Below are 19261 nucleotides of genomic sequence, written 5' to 3' on the forward strand. Positions count from 1 at the left end.
AGTAAAAATTACTGAATTAACGATTTTACCGATTGTCTCATTTTGAATGTACCAAATAAATAATGATTCATAACGGCACATATGTTGAGCCTGCTTCAGTAAATAATTAAATAAAGGGACAACGATGAAAATACGGGGATTCTTAATCAACTCTCAAATAAACAGTTTGTTACTAACTGTGGCTTTAATTCTATCATTATCATTCCCACTATCCGCCAGGGATTGGTATGTATATAAAAATGCAACTGGTTCTAATAATGGCACAAGCTGGGCTAATGCTTGGACTTCATTTAGTGCAATAAATTGGGCTTCGATAAGTGCAGGCGATTTTGTTTATATATCTGGTGGCACAGATTCTTTAGTGTATAACGCACCACTTATGCCTAATTGCAGTGGAACTTCTGCTAAATGGATAACGATTGCTGCTGGTAGATATGCTCCTTCACCTTCTGGACATTCAGGTAGAGTAATAATAGATGGTAATAATTATAATGAAGTAGCTATGGTATTTGAAGAAGGCACAGGTTCTAATCCAAATTATATAATCTTTAAGGGCTTTGAAACAAGGAAAGTAGCACACGGCTTCTATTCAAATCTTGATGCTTTCCGCAGAGGTGTTAAAATAGATTCTTGTATGATATACGATTTTTATAGTGCTGGAGTAAGAATTGAAACAGGTGAAGTTGGTTATCAAAATTTAGATAGTCTCTTCATCGAGAATTGCAGAATAATTTCACCAAATTACATTTCAGGTGAATCTGATGGAATACAAGTAAAGGGTGCTTCAAGAGTTTTTATTCATAACAATTACATAAGAATACCTAATCAGCATCCTACTCAGCACGTGGATGCAATACAGGGTTATTTGGGTAATGGATTTGTAATAACTAACAATATCTTGATAAATGATTCAGTCTATAGTCCTGAAGGTGGCGGAATAGCAATTATACTTGGCTCAGAAGGAACTTTACCTGTTATCATTTATAACAATTACTGTTACACAGGTGGCTATTGGATGTCTGGCAGTAATTGGGGCGGAACACTTATGACAAGATGGTATGATCATAATCCTATGCCGCCAACTTGGATATTGCATAATACAGTTGTTTCTAATGGACCACGAACAAGAGGCGTGTGGCTGGAATACGCAACTCCTACTACTACAAGGGTGATAAATAATATCATTGCACAATATGCACCTTCAAGCAGTAATACGCTCAGCAATTTTGATAATTCAACAGGTTCAAATCTTCGAGTTGATAGTATAAGGCATAACTTGTATTACAGAAGCTGGGATAGTAATATTGGTTTTGCAGGTAATTTAGTTGGTTCTGGCGGTAGTCCTACTGGCACACCTTCTGGATGGTCAGACTTTGTCAATAATTATGGAGGCACAGGTGTAAAAGGAGACCCTTTGCTTGTTAATAATATCGGGCACGAGCCTAATCAAGGTATCCTTAATCCAGAGTTACGAGATAATTCACCTGCAAAGAATGCTGGTGAAGATGCTGAGTGGTATATAAATTATCTTAATACAACTTATAACTTAAATGGCAGGTTAAAGTGGGAAAGTATAAATGGAGTACCGAGAGGCAGCACTCCTACCATTGGTGCTTATGAATATAATATAGGACCTGATTTAACTCCGCCCCGAGTAACCGGAGTAACTTTGCTGGACTCTGTAACACTGGTTGTGAATTTTTCAGAAGCGTTAGATCAAGCAACAGCTGAGAACGAAAACAATTATTCTATAACTAATAACATCAATGTTCTTAACGCATCACTATCTGGTGCAAAAGTTACTCTTCAAACATCTCCCCATTCTCCGGGTTCATATGTAATTATGGTCGTTAATGTTGAAGACCTTAGCGGTAATCCTATTGCTCAAAATAATACTGCCGGATACACACTTTTACCACCTGATACGTTAATGAAGTTTCCTATAGCAAATGTAGAAGGAATAATAATAGAGCCTGATCATACACCAGAAAAGACGATTGATGGGCTTGGTGCACTTAGTGGAGACCCTGACTCAAGATGGGCAGCTGAACCAATGCCTGAGGAATTAACATTCGATCTGGGTGCAATCAGGACAGTATGTAAAACAAAGCTATCATTTTATAATTGGAACGCTGGTAGAGTTTACAATTACTCGATTTCAACATCAACTGATCATAATAGCTGGACTACCATTATTTCCCAGACAACATCTGTTTCCAATCAGGAATGGACTGTTGATGAATTCACTGCTGTTAGTGCCAGGTATGTACGGGTTCATTTTATTGATAACAACCAAAGCACCTGGGCAGGACTGTGGGAAGCTGAAATTTGGGGAAATGGCTCAATACCAGTCGAGTTGATTTCCTTTAATGCTAAATATTATGATGGTAAAGTAAACCTAGAATGGATCACAGCAACAGAAACAAATAATCAAGGTTTCGAAATTCAAAGAAAGGACGAAAATTCCGAATGGAAATATGTTGGTTTTGTAGATGGAAGGGGAACAATAACAGAACAAACAGAATATTCTTACATCGATGACATCAACTCGATTCAGTCAACTGATCTTAAGTACCGATTAAAGCAAATTGATTTTAATGGAAACTTTGAGTACTCAAAAGTTGTTGAATTAGTGACAATACCAACTAAGTATGAATTATTACAAAACTACCCTAATCCATTTAACCCAAGCACAACAATAAGGTTTTCTCTTCCAGAAGCAACATATATCAAGATTAATGTTTACAACATGTTGGGTGAACTTGTTGAAACACTTATAGAAGGAACATACGAAGCAGGAAACTATAAAATTGATTTTGATGCAGGTGAGTTATCAAGCGGTGCGTATATCTACAGACTTGAAAGTGAAGGGTTTGTTAAGGTTAAGAAAATGATTCTCCTGCGATAATCTTATCTGTCTCTTTCAAAACTATTTTGTACAAATAGTATTGAAAAAACAAAAGTTCATTTTACATGAAGATTAAAACCTCACGTGGAGTGAGGTTTTTTATTAAAAAAAACTTTTTGAAAGTAAGCAGACAAAAACATTCAAGTAAGAGTAATGTTTATTTGCCGATTTAATTTTGACACTATCACTTAAAAAATATTCTCTGAATGGGAATAAAATTGACTATAATAAAATGTATTACCTTGTTGTTCAAATTTTATAGATTTGCTTTTAAACTTTATGAATATAAGTATAATTGTCTCTATGCATTAGAAAAATATTGTTTTGGTTGGAGTTGTAAATTAAGATAGAATGTGAATCGAAATTATTCTTTGAAAAACATACCTTGCACACAGTCTCTATATCCTCATTTTAAACTTGTTTTACTTCATCAACTTTCAATCAAAAAAAATTTAATGTATAAAAAACATAAAAAACTAAGATTATTGATAAAATAAAAAAAGAAACAAATCACTTTTTTACTTATAAATCTTTAAGTATTTTTATTATTAAAGAAAGAAAGATTATCTTCAAATTGCACTTACTGTGCACCTTTCCTTTCGTAAAAAAATAGTTTTAACATTGGAAAATATTGAGTAAAAATTACCAATTTTGCAATTTTACCGTCAGTCTCACTATAATTGTTTCAAATAAATAATGATTCATAACGGCACATATGTTGAATTTAATTTGTAATTAATAATATAAAAGGACAACGATGAAAGTACGAGGATTCTTACAAATAAACAGTTTGTTACTAACTGTGTCTTTAATTCTCTTATTAGCATTCCCACTATCCGCCAGGGATTGGTATGTTTACAAAAATGCAACTGGTTCTAATAATGGCACAAGCTGGGCTAATGCTTGGACTTCATTTAGTGCAATAAATTGGGCTTCGATAAGTGCAGGCGATTTTGTTTATATATCTGGTGGCACAGATTCTTTAGTGTATAACGCACCACTTATGCCTAATTGCAGTGGAACTTCTGCTAAATGGATAACGATTGCTGCTGGTAGATATGCTCCTTCACCTTCTGGACATTCAGGTAGAGTAATAATAGATGGTAATAATTATAATGAAGTAGCTATGGTATTTGAAGAAGGCACAGGTTCTAATCCAAATTATATAATCTTTAAGGGCTTTGAAACAAGGAAAGTAGCACACGGCTTCTATTCAAATCTTGATGCTTTCCGCAGAGGTGTTAAAATAGATTCTTGTATGATATACGATTTTTATAGTGCTGGAGTAAGAATTGAAACAGGTGAAGTTGGTTATCAAAATTTAGATAGTCTCTTCATCGAGAATTGCAGAATAATTTCACCAAATTACATTTCAGGTGAATCTGATGGAATACAAGTAAAGGGTGCTTCAAGAGTTTTTATTCATAACAATTACATAAGAATACCTAATCAGCATCCTACTCAGCACGTGGATGCAATACAGGGTTATTTGGGTAATGGATTTGTAATAACTAACAATATCTTGATAAATGATTCAGTCTATAGTCCTGAAGGTGGCGGAATAGCAATTATACTTGGCTCAGAAGGAACTTTACCTGTTATCATTTATAACAATTACTGTTACACAGGTGGCTATTGGATGTCTGGCAGTAATTGGGGCGGAACACTTATGACAAGATGGTATGATCATAATCCTATGCCGCCAACTTGGATATTGCATAATACAGTTGTTTCTAATGGACCACGAACAAGAGGCGTGTGGCTGGAATACGCAACTCCTACTACTACAAGGGTGATAAATAATATCATTGCACAATATGCACCTTCAAGCAGTAATACGCTCAGCAATTTTGATAATTCAACAGGTTCAAATCTTCGAGTTGATAGTATAAGGCATAACTTGTATTACAGAAGCTGGGATAGTAATATTGGTTTTGCAGGTAATTTAGTTGGTTCTGGCGGTAGTCCTACTGGCACACCTTCTGGATGGTCAGACTTTGTCAATAATTATGGAGGCACAGGTGTAAAAGGAGACCCTTTGCTTGTTAATAATATCGGGCACGAGCCTAATCAAGGTATCCTTAATCCAGAGTTACGAGATAATTCACCTGCAAAGAATGCTGGTGAAGATGCTGAGTGGTATATAAATTATCTTAATACAACTTATAACTTAAATGGCAGGTTAAAGTGGGAAAGTATAAATGGAGTACCGAGAGGCAGCACTCCTACCATTGGTGCTTATGAATATAATATAGGACCTGATTTAACTCCGCCCCGAGTAACCGGAGTAACTTTGCTGGACTCTGTAACACTGGTTGTGAATTTTTCAGAAGCGTTAGATCAAGCAACAGCTGAGAACGAAAACAATTATTCTATAACTAATAACATCAATGTTCTTAACGCATCACTATCTGGTGCAAAAGTTACTCTTCAAACATCTCCCCATTCTCCGGGTTCATATGTAATTATGGTCGTTAATGTTGAAGACCTTAGCGGTAATCCTATTGCTCAAAATAATACTGCCGGATACACACTTTTACCACCTGATACGTTAATGAAGTTTCCTATAGCAAATGTAGAAGGAATAATAATAGAGCCTGATCATACACCAGAAAAGACGATTGATGGGCTTGGTGCACTTAGTGGAGACCCTGACTCAAGATGGGCAGCTGAACCAATGCCTGAGGAATTAACATTCGATCTGGGTGCAATCAGGACAGTATGTAAAACAAAGCTATCATTTTATAATTGGAACGCTGGTAGAGTTTACAATTACTCGATTTCAACATCAACTGATCATAATAGCTGGACTACCATTATTTCCCAGACAACATCTGTTTCCAATCAGGAATGGACTGTTGATGAATTCACTGCTGTTAGTGCCAGGTATGTACGGGTTCATTTTATTGATAACAACCAAAGCACCTGGGCAGGACTGTGGGAAGCTGAAATTTGGGGAAATGGCGCTACTGAAGTTGATCCATCCAACAATAACTTACCTTATGAATTTGATTTGGAACAAAATTATCCTAATCCGTTTAATCCATCAACAACTATTAGCTTTACAATTCCAACATCTTCACTTGTAACACTGAAAGTTTTTGATATTCTAGGAAATGAAATCCAAAATCTGATAAATGAACAAATGCCAGAAGGAAACTATAAGATAGAATTTAATGCTGCAAATCTCCCTAGTGGTATATATTTTTATAGATTACAAAACGAAAGCTTTATTAGAACAAGAAAGATGGTGCTTTTAAAATAATGCCAAATGTCTCCTCGGGTAAGTTGATCTAACAAAAACCCGAGGAGAAAAATGGAATTGAATAGATCAGAAATAAATCACAGAGAAATGGTATTATTTAAATATACCTCGAAACTATTTGGCTAAAATCATTTTCTTTGCATCAATATAATCTCCAGCTTTTATTTTGTATAAATAAACTCCGGAAGGAATATTAGAGCCATCGAATTCGTATTCATAGAATCCGGGTTTCATCTGTTCTGCCACTAGTGTAAAAATTAATTCTCCTACTGCATTATATATGCTCAAGTTTACAAATGATTCTTTGGGGATTGCAAACTTTATTCTGGTTCGGGGATTAAATGGATTGGGATAATTCTGACTAAGCGCAAATTTTTCTGGCAGATTAAGATCAATCCTTATAATATTTGAATAAGAATAGGCTCCATTTAAATCTATCTGCTTAAGTCTATAATAATTTTCATTACTGGTTAAAGCTGTATCCCTGTAACTATATGTTTTGGCTTGTGTGGTTGTTCCAGAACCGGGAACAAATGCTATTTTCTCAAATTTCACCATGTCATTACTTCTTTCAACCTGAAAACCATAGTTATTTGTTTCAGTTGATGTTCTCCAGTTTAAAATCACACTGCCATTATCTGCATAAGCAGTGAATGCTGACAGCTCAACTGGAATAATTGAAAGATTATAAACTGATATTTCTGAAGAATCTATAGTAACAGCAAAACCAGAATCGTGCATACAGTTTACCCAATTGTTTAAGCACTGGTTATACGCTCCGCCTATATTATCAGGATTAGTTCTATCAGGATAATATGCTACTGGAGTTAGCATATATTTTGCAGCATACCAGGATGCAGCAAAAGGATCAGTAGAACCTAAAAGCATATTTAATTGAATTGCGATATTTCCATAATTACGTTCAGGATTGGTCCAGGCTGCATCAATTATTGTTAATTTGGGAAATGTTACTTGCATTACTTTTGCAGGTAATGCATATTCACTAAAAAAATAGTTGAAGTGCATTTGGTCACCACCTCCATAGCGTTCGTTTTGATATGCAACAGTAAGAACACCTATCCAGTTCTTTATCGCTAGTGTTGCACCAGTCCAGCCATGTGCTTTTAAGACCGGAAAATCAACTATGCATAAACGTTCGTGATTATAAGTTTGAGAGTTTTGGTCCCAGATTCCATATTTTAATGAAATATAATGATTACCTGATGGTGATAGGAACTTTGGATATGTAATTTTAGAAGTCGGATCATAAGGATATCCATCATTATAATCACCGTCTGAATATTCTGTTACTACATTATTCATTATGTTTTTCCACTCGAATAAATAAACAGGATATCCCTTTGAATAGAAGGTGTTTATAACATCTAAAATGCATTGCTCTGAATCTTCAGAGTTATTATCGTCTTCTCCTGTTGATGCCCATTGTGTATTATCACCAACCAGAATTTCACCGGTAAATCCATCAGGATGATTTAAGATCTGCCAGATTAAACCCTTGATCCGGTCAGTACTTGTTGTATTTCTAAAATCCCATTGAAAGCTTCCTTTAATTATTACAATATCGTCTGAACCGACAATACCAAAAGGTCTGGAAGATGTTCTGTGTAAATAAGTACCTTGTGTCTCCATCAATAAAAGTAGTGTGTCAATGGCGGGATCAACCAGATACTGATCCGGTACAGTGGAGTCACCAGCAGCTAATGAACCAGCTGTTGGGGGAATATCTTCCAAAACAAAAACTTTTGATACTGGATTATTTACTTCCCAGGCAGGTAATGACTGGGGCAGAATGTTAACAGTTAAGAATAATTCAGCAATGATTAACATCCAGCTTGATAATTTATTATTTTTTTTCTGATATATATTTTTGCTTAAAGATTTCATTGCAGTTCCTTTTTCAATTATAAATAAAAATTAACCACTCATTTGCCTGATGTATTCAGAAAACACTTTTTTTGTACTTAGATATTTTAATCATTGGTATCTCCTTACAATAGTAATGCAAAACTAATCACCATCAAACATTTCCTTGATTTTATTATAATCGTATTTACCATTTGTATTTGTTGGTATCTGGTTTGCCGATTTTATAACCAATGATTTAAAATTAAGCTGATACATTTTCATAACCTCTTCTTTTACTTTAATCTCTGTCAGATGATCATCTGAATGAACAAGAATTTGAAGCAAATCATCTTTTCCTGTACAAGCAGCAGAGATTTGAAAATGATTCTCTATCATTTTCTGAACTTCATCTAAATTTATTCTTAATCCAAAAATCTTAATAAACCTTTTCATTCTGCCAGTTACATAAAAGAATCCATCTTCATCCTTATAACCAAGATCTCCAGTAAATAAAACTCCATTCAATTCATCACCTTTGGAAAGATCAGTTAAAGTTTCAGCATAACCAAGCATCACATTATCGCCTTTATAAACTATCTCACCAACTTCTTTCGGTCTTGATACTTCAACACCATCATTCATTATATTTAATTTGCCGCCGGGTATAGGAATTCCGATCGAACCAATCTTTTCGCTTAATTTGTCATACGGCACGTAGGTTATCCTTGCAGTAGCTTCAGTTTGTCCATACATTACAAAAAACTTTTTATTATTTGCAGTCGCATACTCATTAAACTGTTTAATAAACTCTTCGCTTAATTTACCTCCGGCTTGAGTAAAATATTTTAATGTTGGAAGATTAATCTTTTCAAAGCCAATTCTTTTTAGCATTGTATAAGTATAAGGAACACCTGCAAAAGATGTGCACTTATATTCATTGAACAAATTCCAGAAATCTCTGAAGAACACCGTCTTCTCAGTTAATACAATTGTTGAGCCTTTTAAAAGATGACTATTAATTATAGATAGCCCGAAAGAATAATTGAATGGAAGAGTTGTAATCGGTCTTTCATTCTCATTGATATTAAGATACTCGGCAATTGAAGAAGCATTTGATTGAATATTCTTATAAGATAACTTGACAAGCTTTGGTGACCCGGTAGTACCCGATGTAGATAGAAGAACTGCAAGGTCCGGAAATATTTCAGGAGATTGCTTTTCTTCCCTTTCAAATAAATGTAGTGAGTGATAATCGAAATAATCTGAATATCCTGCCGGTGCTTTAGGACTAACAGAAATAATAAAATCCGGTTTATAATTGTTTATTAAACTATTTCTTATTTCCTCATTAAGTTTTTCATCAAGAAGTAAAACCGCACTACCGGATTTAAGCAGGGCTATATATAAAACAACAGATTCCAGATTGTTTGTTGTAAATAAAAAAGTTAATCCTTTATGGGATAATTTTGTTTTTTCAGATATTGTATCGGATTCAAGATCCAATTCTTTATATGTTAATGATTTTTTATTTGCAGTATCAATAAGAGCAACGTTATCTGCAAAAAGTTTAATGTTAGACCAGAAATTATTTGATTGATGCATTTTATAAATCCCTGAGTTTAATTGAGTAGTTCAAATAATAAAACATCCATAAACCTGTTCCCGTTATTCTCAGTAACTCTTCTATCAAATCCGATTTAGGCATTGTAATTATTCTGCCATCAGTTAACAGATCAAGCAGTACAGCACATAAAATAAATCCCATTGATAAAATTAATATGATAAAATTGGTTTTAATTATTTCAAGTCTGAAATATATAAAATGAAAGATGAAAATGATTGATACAACAATGTAAGTTAGTGTATTTGGAATACTTAATTCTAACCTAAGAAAGTGGTGGAGCTTTAGGATTATTATGAGTATTAAAATTAATGTTACTGAAAATGAAGAGATTAGGAATTTTAGTTTTGGAGAAGATAAATTACCCTTGAGAAAAATCGTGTAAAGAATAATCACTAATGTAATCGTAAGAAGAACAGTTTTAATTGATTCAAATTCCATTAAAAACCTATGTAAATCTTCACTACTAAAATAACAATACTAAAATAACCAACACAGGAATCCTCCATTTATATTTGTCTCTTTTTCATAAAATTACTCGATGTTTATTTATTTGCAAATTAGAATGAATGTCTATACAGCACACATAGAAATGTCTATGAAGACAGCTGTAATAAATATATGAATATAGGTCTAACAAGAACAGAGTAAGACAGATAAGCTGTACGAGGTTATTAACGATCTAATCTGATTAAGAGCTTGTGTAATCAACTAAGTTTTACTGGTAATCGTCTTATTCTTTTACCAGTGGCTGCAAAAATTGCATTTGTTAAAGCAGGTGCACAAGCTGCAATCCCAACTTCGCCAACACCGCCAACTTTATAATTATTTTTTATGTAATATGTTTCAATCACTGGTGTTTCGTCATAAGCAAGCATTGGGTAATCATCAAAGTTGCTTTCTTTTACGCCGCCGTGATTAATTGTAATCTCACTCTTTAATGCAGCCGAAAGAGCAAAAACAATTGCGCCTTCCAATTGTGCTTCCACTGTATCAGGATTAACAACTATTCCACAATCTATTACAGCTGTGTATTTATCAATCTTCAGTACATTATTCTTTACTATTACTTCAGCAATCTGTGCACAATAACTTTCATAACCCGAAAAGATTGCAATTCCCATTCCCCTGCCTTCGGGATATTTTTTACCGGTTTTCCATCCAGCTTTTTCTACTGCAACATTCATTACATTAGCCAACCTTGAATCTGCAGGAAGCATTTCTTTTCTGAATAAATAAGGATCTTTACCAGCAGTATAAGCCATTTCATCTATAAATGATTCCACTGCAAAAGGATTCTGTGAATTATAAACAGCTCGCCACCATGAGATTGGAACGTGTGTTGGAATCAAAGTACCCTCAATTTTAATATTTGGTATCTGATATTGTAAACCAACTGTGCCTTCAGCAATATCTGATTTTTCTGCTGTTAGATTTTTATTAAACCTCATTTGCATTATTGATGGAGCAATTACGTGATGATAAAACTTTGCCGGCTTTCCATCTTTTGTAACTGATCCTTTAAGGATATTTATACTCGGCGGACGGTAAAAACCGAATTTCATATCTTCTTGTCGCGTCCATGTAAGTTTAACAGTTTTGCCGCAGGCTTTTGATATTTCTGCTGCTTCAACCGCATAATCATTCACAAGTCTTCTTCCAAATCCGCCGCCCATTAAAGTAATATGTACTGTAACATCACTTTCAGCAATTCCTAATGCCTTTGCTACTTCGCTTTGAGCATTCTGTGCATTCTGAGTGGGAGTCCATAATTCAGCTTTTTTGTTTTGATACTTTGCAACACAGTTCATTGGCTCCATTGGTGCATGTGTGATAAAGGGGACTTCATACATTGCTTCAAGTTTAATTTCGTCATCAATATCAGTTTTAATATTACCACGACTTTCAAATTCTGAGCCTTCTTTATTAATATGCTTAATCATATCATTTCTGATATCTTCTGTTTTTACATTTGCAAAAGCTCCGGAATCCCATTCAACTATCAAAGCATCTCTGCCATTAAATGCATGCCAGGTTGTATCTGCAATTACAGCCACTCCATTTGAAATCTGAACAACATCAACAACACCGGGCATTGATTTAGCTTTGCCTGCATCAAAGCTTTTAACTTTTCCGCCGAATGAAGGACATCGGCTTAAAGCAGCATAGAACATTCCTGGAACAACAATATCAATTCCAAAAACAGCTTTACCATAAATTTTATCCGGAGTATCAACACGATGAACTCTTTTACCGATAAGTTTATAATCTTTTGGGTCTTTTAATTTTACATCTGTTGGAACAGGCAGTTTAGCAGCATCCTCGACCAGCTCTCCATAAGAAAATTTATTTCCATTCGATCTATTAATCACAAATCCATTTTCTGCATAACAATTAGAAACGTTTATATTCCATTTATTTGCTGCCGCCAGTATCAGCATTTCCCTTGCGGTTGCACCAGCAATACGCAATGGTTCCCAGTTTCTTCTAATACTTGTACTTCCGCCGGTTGACTGGCTGCCAAACTTTTTATCAGCATCAGACTGCTCAATAATTATTTTTTCCCAATCAACTTCCAGCTCCTCTGCTACAAGCATTGGCAAAGCAGTTTTAATTCCCTGCCCCATTTCAGACCTATGGAAAATAATTGTAACAACACCATTTGAATTAATTTTAAGAAAAACACTTGGTGAAAATATTTTGGGATCATCACCAACATTTAACAAAATATTATTAAACGGTACAAATGAAGCAAGTATTAGTCCACTGCCGCTGATACTGACAACTTTAATAAATTCTCTTCTTGTCTTTTTATTAAAACTTCTCATTACCGTTTCTCCTCTACAATTTTATCTATAGCCTTTCTAATCCGGTTATAGGTACCACATCTGCAAAGTACGGTTGACATAGTATTATCAATTTCCTGCCGTGCAGGAATTTTATCAGAGTTAAGCATTGCTGCAAGTGTCATTATTTGACCCGGCTGACAGTAGCCGCATTGAGAAACCTCAAACTCTATCCAGGTTTTAAAAATTGGATGATCTGGATTTTCAGCTAATCCTTCAATCGTCGTTATTTTTTGGTTAACTGCCTCTTCAACAGATACGATGCAGGATCTTTCAGCTTTACCATTTAAATGAACTGTACACGAACCGCAAAGACCTTCTCCACAGCTATATTTGGTTCCAGTAAGATTAAGATTATCTCTTAAGACCCAAAGCAGCGGTGTTCCGCTTTCAACTGTTACTTCATAATCTTTTTTATTGATGTTTAATTTGTATTTCGGCATAGCTTTTTGAAGTTTTGATTTTACTGTTATTAAGTTAAAACCTTCTGATTTTAAGTTCAACAGTTTTCATTCCAAAATTATTTTTTGCCAAACGAAAAATTTGTTTACTATCTATTAACATATACCAAACAGCAAAGATATTTTTTCAAAATGCTATTAACAAAAAAGTAATTTTTTAAGATTTCGAAACATATTTACAAGTCTTTAAGTGGATTTATTGGGTAAAATTCCTTATGTTGCCCGAAGCTAATTTGAACTAATTATAAACCTAAACAAAACCTTAATGTATCTTTATAATTCATATAAATTCATAAACTATTATTAGAGGGAAATATGCGCAAATTAATTCTTACAGTTTTAACTGTGGTCTTTTCAATAAGTTTAGGCTACTCTCAGGTTACCACCTTATGGGAAAAATCTGTAACTGCCGGATCAAATCCTTTCTGGAATACGGGTAGTTTAACCAGAGGAATAAGCTTTGGTACTGTTGGCGGTAATAATTATTTCTTCGTTGTAACACGTAATGCCAGCTTAGGTGGAAAGCAAATCATTTATTATGATGCTTTAACCGGTGATTCGCTTGGTCAACTTGATAATACTGGTATAACTGGTGGTGTGGCGGTTGTAAATGATGTAGAAGTTTCGTCAGATGGAAAAATATTCGTATCAAATATGACAACCAATGCTTCTGCAGATGCATTTAAGGTCTATAAATATGATTCGCTATCAGCAGCTCCAGTCGTAGTTATTTCTTATAATACTTCCGCTGAGCGATTGGGTGATAAATTTACTGTAGAAGGTTCAACCGCAGATAATTCAATTATAATCTGGGCAGCTGACGCAGTAGCAAACTCAGGTGTAGTTCATAAATTTACAACAACTGATAATGGGGTTTCATTTACTTCAACTATAGTTGATATCGGCTCACCTGCATCGGCTTCAAGTGCTGCTGTTGGACCATTGTCAGATGGTTCATTTTACTGGAATTCTCATGGCTCTGCCGCTTCTAAATATGACAACACAGGAACACTTATCGGCAGCATTCCAACTACAGTGTTAGGCACTGGTGGAAGTGCTATCAGAAACTTTGGAACCTTCTTGGGTAGTGAATACATTGTTGCAAATGCATTAGGCACCGGAATCGAAAATGCAAAAATAATTAAAGTGCCGGGTGGCGTACCTGCAAGTGCAGAATTGTTTGCACAAACTCCAATGCTTGGTACAAATTCAGCTGGCGGCTTAGGTGATGTTTCGATTCAAAAGATAAACAATTATACTTTTAATGTTTTTGTATTAAGCACAAACAATGGATTCGGTGCGTACCAGGTTGATTTAAGAACTCCATTGGCAGGTGATTACTACATCCCGCAAGGGGCAAATCCAAAAGGGTTCGCAACAATTTTTGATGCAGTAGCATCATTAAATATCAATGGAGCTTCAGGCACAGTAAATTTCTTACTTGATGCTGATACTCTTAGAGAAAATTCTTTTACGTTCAATGCTAATTTGTCAACTGTTAACAATGTAGTTGTAAAACCAGCTCCGGGTAAAAATGTTGTATTAATAGTTACTCCTGGTGCTTCGATGGGAAATGGCAGCCAGATGATCGGGTTTGATAGAGGTTATGTAACATTTGATGGAAGTAATAATGGATCATCTACTCAAAATTTGATTGTTACAACTGAGACGAATGATGCACGAGTTCCATTTGGATTAAATACTTCAAATGCTGATACAGTAACAATTAAAAACTTAATCATAAAAAACATTTTTGATGTGGCACTTAATTTTAGATATGGTGTTGTAATTAATGATAAGAATGATGTTTGGGGACTACATGTTGAAAACTGTCAGATTGGAACACCTGAGAAACCTGTAAGACGTGATGGTATTGCACCCTGGGGAAGTTCAGCACCTAATCAATTTAGATTAATTAATAATGAAATTTACTGCGGAACTCGCGGTGTTGCTACTTTGTATCTGATTGATTCTGATATTATTGGTAATAAAATAAATATACTTCCAACAACAGCGGCAGCAACTGATGCTTATAATCATGGTATATATATAACCGGTGCTAATGGTACAATCAATATTAATGAGAATTACATTAATTGTCTTGAGAAAACTGTCAATGCCACCTCGTATTTAATCGGAATTGCATTTGCAGGAAACGGCAACACAGCTTCAGATGTTATAAACGTATTTAATAATATGGTAAATGTTGGTGCCTCAAATGAAACACGCAATGTTTATGGAATTGGCTTACGTTCTGCACAACCAATGGGTAACTTAAAAATTTATCATAACACAATCGTAGTAAACGAAATGAGTTCACCATTAGTTAGCTATGCTATTGGTAATCATACAAATGGAACTGGCTCAGTTAATCTGGATCTATTAAATAATATAATTATCAATAACCACACAGGCAATTCAGGTTCTGCTGTTATTGGATTAAATACTCCATTGACTGTAACTTTAAGTTCTGATTATAATGTGATTCTCGCTAATTCAATCTTAGTCAGTTATCAAGGAACAAATTATACAAATCTTGCTTCCTGGCAAGCAACTGCACAGGATTCTAATTCAATTAGCAAAGTCGTTAATTTTGTTTCCGCAACCGATTTACACTTAGCCGGTTCTTCTAATGGAGATGTTGATCTTGTCGGAACTCCAATTTCTGAAATTACAATTGATATTGATGGCGATCTTAGAAGCACGACCTCACCTTATAAAGGCTCTGATGAAGCATCACTGCCAATTCCTGTTGAGTTAACTGCTTTTAGTGCTACCTGCGATAACGGAGTTGTAATCCTAAAATGGACAACTGCTACTGAAACGAATAATAAGGGATTTGAAATTCAAAGAAAAGTTAATGATGAATTTGAAGTTTTAAGCTTTGTGGATGGTATTGGTACTACTACATCACCTCAATTATATAGCTTTACTGATAGAAGCGTTTCCAGCGGAGTTTACAGCTATAGACTAAAGCAAGTAGATTACAGCGGTGCTTTTACATATTCAAATACAATTGAAATTAATGTTACCGCACCTTCACAATTTGAATTAACTCAGAATTATCCTAATCCTTTTAACCCAACTACAAAGATCAACTATGCAATTCCATTTGATTCGAAGGTTACAATTTCTGTTTATTCTGTTACTGGCGAATTGGTTGCAGAATTAGTAAATGATTTTGTTTCTGCGGGAGCATATAGTGTTGATTTTGATGGAAGTAATCTTGCCAGCGGAATGTATATATATAAAATGACTGCAGGTAATTTTACTAAAACAAATAAAATGATGCTGATGAAGTAAACGGTAGGCAGGTTAATAATTAAGGCACGAGAGATCGTGCCTTTTTTATTTTAAATATCCAGCCAGTAAGAAAACTTGGCAAGTAATATATTATCAGATTCTGATCTTAAAAGATTTGAGAAATCATTCGTAAAGTTTAATCTGCCGGGATTATCAAAATTAGTACGGCTGTTAGTCCACGCAAAATAAAAAACAGAGCCGGGAAAAACTTCCCATCTTAATACTACATTACCGCGTAATGATTTAAAGTTAAAATCAGGATTGTTTATGCTGAACTGCTCTGCAGAACCGTTTCCATCAGGATCAATTAAATATGAATCATCTTCTTTATTATAATTAATCTCAGAGCCATTACTTCCGTAAATTAAGACATCCAGAGTCGGAGGATTAATTATTTCTTTAAATCCTTCATAATCCCCCATTGCAATTAACGGTTGAATATAAAGCTGCAAGCTTAAAGTTGGAGTAAATATCCAGTTTAATCTTATGTTTGCAGATATAGTTTCCTGCCTAAGATCTGCAAAAATGTAACGCTTATTGTAAGTGCTTGCAGCAAGCGGATCTGAAATATTTTTAACCCATTGAAATAATGTTTTGTTTATCGAGTATTCCGGTCCTATTGTAAAACTTATCTGCGAACTTGGCTTCCATTCAAGATCAAGACCAAGGCGTTTTTCATTGCTGTTAAGTGCATTCTGCCCAAAACTAAAGTAAGGATACACAATTATTTTTTCACGGCTGTCTGTATAAGCATTTATGTTGATTGAATAATTTTCCGGTATATTAAGTTTTGGTCCGCCTCTTGTCAGCGTGGTTGATACTGATTCAAAATTATAGTTTGAATTAAAACTTACACCACAGTAATTAAGAAATTGAGTGCTTGCAGCTAAATAAAATCCTTTTCTTGCGATATTACCTTCATAATCAGAAGTTATATTATAAGCCAGATAAATATTTTTTCTTCTGAAAATATCATCCGGTTCGAACCAGCGATATCCGGTAAGAATATGTCCGTTAATTCTATCAGCAAACAATTGAGAGCCAAGATCATTGTATTCAAAGCCAGGGGAAACCAAACCAACTGCAGCATTAACATAAAAATTGCCTTTTTGTTTGTTCAACATAATACGAGTAAAATATCCGCTGATAGAGGTCATTGAAGAATCAAGAGGCATATAGGTTTTATCAGGTCTTTGCATATACCGATAAGGTTGTTTCTGTAATCGTAACATATAATCTTCTGAACCTGAAGTGTAAGAGCCGATAAGCATACCTGTTAAAACATAAGTCTCATCTTCATCTAAAAATGTCCAGCCATCCAACCCCAAAGTATATGCCTGATTGCTTAATCTTGCAGAGAGGTTTTTATCTTTAAGTTCTCTGTTAACTGAAGTAAAGATCATTCCTACAGCTTGCCTGCCGGAATTAAATTCCTTTTGTGTTCTTAAAACACTGTAATGAGTTAACGGTTCAACTTCTTCTTCAACTTGCTCACCAATATCTGTATGAATTACAGCAAAAGTTCTTTCAGTAACAGAACTTAATAAACCAACAGACCAGCTTTCATCAATTTTTCCGGTAAGTTTGGCAGCTCCAAGTATTCTTGTTTCAGATGGATAATTTATATAGCCCTCACCGGATACATTTCCCTGTGGTAATCTTCCGATTCTTCTTGAATAAAATAACTCCGGTACACCAAAATTAAATCCCCAATTATTATTAGCACCTCCGAATCCAAAAGAAAAGATATTGGAGCCTTCTATAAAGAAAGGGCGTTTCTCGGTATAAAATGTTTCAAAGGCTGAAAGGTTTACAATTGCAGGATCGACTTCTACCTGTCCAAAATCCGGATTGAATGTTGCATCCACATTAAGATTACTTCCCAGACTAAACTTAAGATCAGCACCAAATGAAGTTTTATACTGATTTGATTTATAGAAAGGGTCATCAGGATTATGGATAAGATATTGTGCCTTTTGAACAAAATAAGGAAGCAATTCAAATCTTTGTTTTTGTTTTATTCCTTCTAATCCAATAAGATCTGCAAACCGGGAAACAAAACCGCTTTCATTCTTTGGGACCATCACATAAAAAGACATTTCGTGTTTGCGCTTGATATCACGATTAAGATTAATGCCCCATGTCATTTTATCTGATTCATTAAATCTTAATTGGGTAAATGGAATTCTAATTTCAACATTCCATCCGTTTTCATCAACAGTGGTTTTATTTTCCCATACTCCATCCCATGAATTATCGTCCCAACTATCATTAAAAAAAGTTCCATCTGCAACTGAACCACCGGCATTTACGGCAAAAAAATAACCGGTTCTATCATCATTATATGTATCCAGGTAAACGAAGAACCAATCAGACTCAACAATATTATCTCTCCGCATCAATGTAACATCTATTGAATCTGGGCTGGAATCCCAAAATCTCCCGCTTATATAAATATTATGATCATCGTGTGAAACCCAAACTTCCGATCTTTCGGAAACAGGTTTTCCTTCATGTGGATCCTTTTGAGTGAAGGTTGTAATTGCAGGAAGAGAATATACCTGCTCATTGAGAATGCCATCAACAACTATCTCCTCAGTCAGTTTATAAGATTGAATTGCTTGAGTTGAATCGTTTTTTGCTGCAAGAATATTTAATGATATTAAAAGTATAAAAGTAACAGTAGTAAAATATTTTTTCATACTTTTGTTGTTTGTTTTAACTTCAGACATAATTGTTTTCTATATGGTGGTCCGGTATAGATTAATTAAATTATATTTTGTGCAATAATAAATTGATCAGTAGATTATTCCTGATGTATTTACTGATAAGGAGGAAATAACTGATAAACGGTTTAGTTAAAAAATGTATTGACTTACTAATTCAGCCTGCAACTGACTTTAATACAATTTTTCAAAAGTCTTTTTTATAATCTGTTCACTCTCCGATAAGCCCGATAAAACAATCACAACTTCTGTTATCCTGAGCGAA

At 34.5% G+C, this 19261-nt stretch carries 9 protein-coding genes; 3 read left to right on the forward strand and 6 right to left on the reverse strand.

Annotation, left to right across the window (positions count from 1 at the left end):
- Positions 1–178 precede the first annotated feature (178 nt).
- Both ROY99_00665 and ROY99_00670 read left to right on the forward strand, forming a co-directional pair.
- Positions 179–2908 carry a discoidin domain-containing protein gene (locus ROY99_00665; protein ID MDT3694868.1) on the forward strand — a complete coding sequence of 910 codons (2730 nt, stop codon included), beginning with the start codon at positions 179–181 and terminating at the stop codon, positions 2906–2908.
- A gap of 802 nt (positions 2909–3710) precedes the next feature.
- The gene (locus ROY99_00670; GenBank protein ID MDT3694869.1) at positions 3711–6173 is read left to right on the forward strand and encodes a discoidin domain-containing protein; all 2463 of its coding nucleotides are present in this window, start codon (positions 3711–3713) and stop codon (positions 6171–6173) included.
- A 114-nt stretch (positions 6174–6287) separates the two neighbouring features.
- On the opposite strand, the gene ROY99_00675 is transcribed toward ROY99_00670, so the two are convergent.
- The 5 genes from ROY99_00675 to ROY99_00695 all read right to left on the reverse strand — a co-directional run bounded on the left by ROY99_00675 (position 6288) and on the right by ROY99_00695 (position 13009).
- A complete protein-coding gene (locus tag ROY99_00675; protein ID MDT3694870.1) occupies positions 6288–8078 on the reverse strand; it encodes a DUF362 domain-containing protein in 1791 nt (596 codons plus the stop codon).
- Positions 8079–8201: 123 nt separating this feature from the next.
- Positions 8202–9641 carry an AMP-binding protein gene (locus ROY99_00680; protein ID MDT3694871.1) on the reverse strand — a complete coding sequence of 480 codons (1440 nt, stop codon included), beginning with the start codon at positions 9639–9641 and terminating at the stop codon, positions 8202–8204.
- Position 9642: 1 nt separating this feature from the next.
- Positions 9643–10101, reverse strand: a complete 459-nt coding sequence (locus ROY99_00685; GenBank protein ID MDT3694872.1) for a hypothetical protein — start codon at positions 10099–10101, stop codon at positions 9643–9645.
- 266 nt (positions 10102–10367) lie between these two features.
- The gene (locus tag ROY99_00690) at positions 10368–12488 is read right to left on the reverse strand and encodes a xanthine dehydrogenase family protein molybdopterin-binding subunit (protein ID MDT3694873.1); all 2121 of its coding nucleotides are present in this window, start codon (positions 12486–12488) and stop codon (positions 10368–10370) included.
- On the reverse strand, positions 12488–13009 hold the full coding sequence (locus tag ROY99_00695) for a (2Fe-2S)-binding protein (protein ID MDT3694874.1): 522 nt from the start codon (positions 13007–13009) through the stop codon (positions 12488–12490). Before ROY99_00695 ends, ROY99_00690 begins: the two co-directional genes overlap by 1 nt.
- 273 nt (positions 13010–13282) lie before the next feature.
- On the opposite strand from ROY99_00695, the gene ROY99_00700 reads away from it, so the two are divergent.
- Positions 13283–16270 (forward strand): T9SS type A sorting domain-containing protein, encoded by a 2988-nt coding sequence (locus ROY99_00700; GenBank protein ID MDT3694875.1) that lies wholly within the window; start codon positions 13283–13285, stop codon positions 16268–16270.
- A gap of 50 nt (positions 16271–16320) precedes the next feature.
- Here the strand turns inward: ROY99_00700 and ROY99_00705 are convergent, their stop codons facing one another.
- A complete protein-coding gene (locus ROY99_00705; GenBank protein ID MDT3694876.1) occupies positions 16321–19002 on the reverse strand; it encodes a DUF5916 domain-containing protein in 2682 nt (893 codons plus the stop codon).
- Positions 19003–19261 lie beyond the last annotated feature (259 nt).

The sequence above is a fragment of the Ignavibacterium sp. genome, from assembly GCA_032027145.1.
GTDB lineage: Bacteria > Bacteroidota > Ignavibacteria > Ignavibacteriales > Ignavibacteriaceae > IGN3.

Bases quoted from the DNA above. Each gene is read 5' to 3' on its own strand.
- ROY99_00680 (MDT3694871.1), bottom strand. From the start codon at position 9,641: ATGCATCAATCAAATAATTTCTGGTCTAACATTAAACTTTTTGCAGAT.
- ROY99_00700 (MDT3694875.1), top strand. From the start codon at position 13,283: ATGCGCAAATTAATTCTTACAGTTTTAACTGTGGTCTTTTCAATAAGT.
- ROY99_00705 (MDT3694876.1), bottom strand. From the start codon at position 19,002: ATGTCTGAAGTTAAAACAAACAACAAAAGTATGAAAAAATATTTTACT.
- ROY99_00685 (MDT3694872.1), bottom strand. From the start codon at position 10,101: ATGGAATTTGAATCAATTAAAACTGTTCTTCTTACGATTACATTAGTG.
- ROY99_00690 (MDT3694873.1), bottom strand. From the start codon at position 12,488: ATGAGAAGTTTTAATAAAAAGACAAGAAGAGAATTTATTAAAGTTGTC.
- ROY99_00675 (MDT3694870.1), bottom strand. From the start codon at position 8,078: ATGAAATCTTTAAGCAAAAATATATATCAGAAAAAAAATAATAAATTA.